This is a genomic window from Pseudomonas sp. Fl5BN2 (assembly GCF_009908205.1).
Lineage (GTDB): Bacteria > Pseudomonadota > Gammaproteobacteria > Pseudomonadales > Pseudomonadaceae > Aquipseudomonas.
This window is the reverse complement of the sequence record NZ_JAAARL010000050.1, coordinates 1-3,268: the sequence shown is the minus strand read 5'-3', so window position 1 is coordinate 3,268 and position 3,268 is coordinate 1. Positions and strand designations below refer to the sequence as shown.

The 3,268-nt window shown below is 57.5% G+C and carries 3 protein-coding genes; all 3 read left to right on the top strand.

Annotated features, from left to right (window positions below):
* Nucleotides 1–542, top strand: a 542-nt coding sequence (locus GV819_RS32460) for a DUF2345 domain-containing protein (RefSeq protein ID WP_161760104.1), incomplete at its 5' end; no start/stop codon positions are given.
* Nucleotides 539–2,248, top strand: coding sequence for an esterase/lipase family protein (locus tag GV819_RS32455; protein ID WP_161760103.1), 1,710 nt, complete (start codon nucleotides 539–541; stop codon nucleotides 2,246–2,248). The genes GV819_RS32460 and GV819_RS32455, both read left to right, overlap by 4 nt.
* The coding region (locus tag GV819_RS32450) for a T6SS immunity protein Tli4 family protein (RefSeq protein WP_161760102.1) at nucleotides 2,245–3,268 on the top strand (1,024 nt) is incomplete at its 3' end. The genes GV819_RS32455 and GV819_RS32450, both read left to right, overlap by 4 nt.

The following is a 3,268-nucleotide window of genomic DNA, read 5'->3' as shown; positions in this document are numbered from 1 at the left end:
TCAATGCCGGCACCGACCTGGGGCTGTTTGCCCAGAGCGGCGAGATGCGCCACATCACCCACCAGGGATTGATGCTGTTGCAGGCGCAACAGAACACTATCCGCCTGGAGGCTGACCAGAGCGTGGACGTCAGTGCGAGCAACCAGCATGTGCTGATCTCAGCCAAGGAACACATCACCCTGATGTGCGGTGGGGCTTACCTGACGCTCAAGGGCGGCAATATTGAGCTGGGCATGCCGGGCAGCTTTATCGTCAAGGCGGCTGACCATCATTTGGTCGGGCCGGCTTACGCTTCCACCACCTTCAATAGCTGGGCTTCGACCCCGTTCAATGACGCCTATGTCCTGCGTGATGAAGTCACTCTTGAGCCCCTGGCAAATACCACGGTAGAGCTGCTGCGTGGCGATGGAGGGGTCACGAAACTCACCACTGACGGGCAAGGCCGCCTGCCCAAACAGCAGGATCTGGCCATGGATCAAGTGCAGATGCGTATTTTGGCCAAGGGAAGTCGTCCCGACGACGACATGGAGTCCACTACATGAACAACGAGCCGCTCGATACCACCCAAGACGTCATTGTTCCTCGGTCTCGCGACCATCTGGGACGCCCTGTCTACAAGACCCGACTGACCCGCACTGAAGACCAACGTGAAAAGGTGCTGCTGGCGAGGCAGGCAGCACCGATTCCAGTGATCTTCATTCCAGGCACCATGGGCACCAACCTGCGCAATAAGGAAGACAAGAACAAGGTCTGGAGTCCACCGAATATCAGTTTTCGGCCCACTGATATCTTCGCCACTCTTGTAGCCTTGTTCGTCTGGTGGGGCCGCGGACCCAAGGACCGGCAGAAGCTGCTAAACGCTGAAGAAGTCGAGGTCGATGATCGTGGCTCGATTGATACGGGTTCATCCGGACTGAGCGAAGAGGCGGCGCGCACGCGTGGCTGGGGTAAGGCCATGCGTAGTTCCTACAACCCATTCATGGCGCTGATGGAGAATCGCTTGGACCGTATCGTCAGCCAGCGACAAATCCAGCCATGGTGGAATGCTGAAAGCCTGCATACACCGGCCGACTATGGCGAGGAACTGGGGCAGGCGACGGCCCTCAGCGAACATGAACTGACGCAGGCGGGCAAGTATCAATTCGACGTCTGGTGCGCGGGGTACAACTGGCTTCAGTCCAATCGGCAGTCCGCCCTGGATGTGCGTGACTATATCGACAACACCGTACTCGCCCACTACCGCGAACACGGCGGTGTCAGCCCTGAGCAGGCGGACAAGATGAAGGTCATTCTGGTCACCCATTCGATGGGCGGACTGGTGGCCCGTTGCTTGACGCAACTGCACGGTTACGAGCGGGTTCTTGGGGTGGTCCACGGCGTGCAACCCTCAATTGGCTCCTCGGTCATCTACCATCACCTGCGCTGTGGTTATGAAGGTATGGCCAGCGTGATTCTTGGGGCCAACGCCGGAGAAGTGACCGCAGTCGTGGCCAACGCCCCAGGTGCGCTGGAACTGGCGCCTAGCAACGAGTATCGGGAAGGCCGTCCCTGGTTGTTCGTCTGCGATGCACAGGGGCAAATCATCAAGGATATCGACGGGAAGCCTCGCGCCTATCCGCAGGATCAGGACCCCTACGAGGAAATCTACAAGAGTACCGCCTGGTATGGGTTGGTGCCGGAGCAGAACACCCAGTACTTGGATATGTCGGACAGTTCGAAGGCGGGCAAAAGCCCTCGAGTATTGTTCGAAGAGAGAATTGAAGCTGTTGCCGAGTTTCATCGTGAATTGGCTGCGTCGGGCTATCACCCTGAAACCTATGCTCACTATGCGGCTGATGACGACCGCCACAGTTGGCGCGACATGATCTGGCAAGGCGATCCTGCCCCCCTGGAAGCACCCGGCTCCACGCTCAAGGATGACGAGACCGGCAGTTACAGCAGCTGGTTTCGCCGTGGCCTGCCCACCATCGTGCCGAGGCTTGAAAGCTGGACGGTCAGCGAGGAGGACAGGTCCGGTAGTGGTGGCGATGGCACGGTACCCACCGACTCCGGGCAGGCCCACAAGAAGGCCGGGATCAAGGCCAGCTTCCGTCAGGGCGGCAAGGGTTGGGGGCAGTACAACACCGAGCAAGGCTACGAACACCAGGACAGTTACAACGACCAGCGCGCCCAATGGGCTGCGCTTTATGGCGTGATCAAGATCACTCAATTGGCTGACTGGCACCCTGGCGACAAGGGGGGCTTATGACGCGCACTCGTCGCTTGTTTAGCATTCTTGGCCTAGTCGCTTTGACCAGTGTGACCAGCTGTACTTCGTTCTCATCTTCTCGGAGCGCCACCATGGATAAAAGCGGATGGATCACTCACTGCTACGGACGCTTTCTGATTGATCTGCCGCCACAGGCAGAGATCAATGCCGGGTATTACCTGTGGGGCGACAACATCAAAGCGCTTGACGATACTCCTGCGGCCCTGGCAGCCAGAATCGATCAGCATGAGCAGAAGCTTAAAAGTGAACACCACAGGAAAACTCAAGGGAGCATGTTTTTAAGGCGGACTGAACATGCAAACGGTTCAACTAGTCTGTGGTCATGGGGCTCAACCGCCAGCACCTTGTCGTATCGAGTCGATTCATATCTGGTGACTCCACTGAAAGACTCTGCTTATTACTATTCGGGGAAGGTTACATATGACAGAGAGAAGAGAGGGTTAGAAATAGTTAATGATTTAGCCCGCAACCTACGCTCTCGTGAAGCCAATGAGATTCCCAGCGAACCGGGGTTTTGTATAGACCGGGCCTATATCGCGGGTGACAGTTTTCAAAGTGAGCGCTTCGGGATTGGCGTGACCTTCCCGGAACACCCCGGAGCCTTTTTGTCATTCAGATCCAGCACCGGAGCCGAACAAAATCGGTTACTGGATCGAGTGGGAGGCTTTCTGATGGGTGCGGCCAAGCTGGTTGCGGGCATCGAGACCCTGCGCAAAAGAGAGCGTGACGGTGCAGTTCCAGGCGAAGAGTATCTGCTGGCAGGCAGCGCAAAGGGGCAGCGCGCCTATACCTTCCTCTGGGAGGCCCAGGGCAAGGACGAGTCGATCAGCGAACCTCACCTCAAGGCGGAATTGAGCGTAGAGGAACGAAGCTCCGATGAACATGGCAACCCACCGGCTCCGACTTTCAAATCCGATAAAGCCGCACTGGAACTGTGGGACGCCATCATCGATTCAATTCGCCTGCGTCCGGTATCGGCTCCTGGACGCGGCGACAATG

Excerpts from the sequence above, each read along its gene's own strand:
- GV819_RS32455 (WP_161760103.1), top strand. The coding sequence starts at position 539 with ATGAACAACGAGCCGCTCGATACCACCCAAGACGTCATTGTTCCTCGG.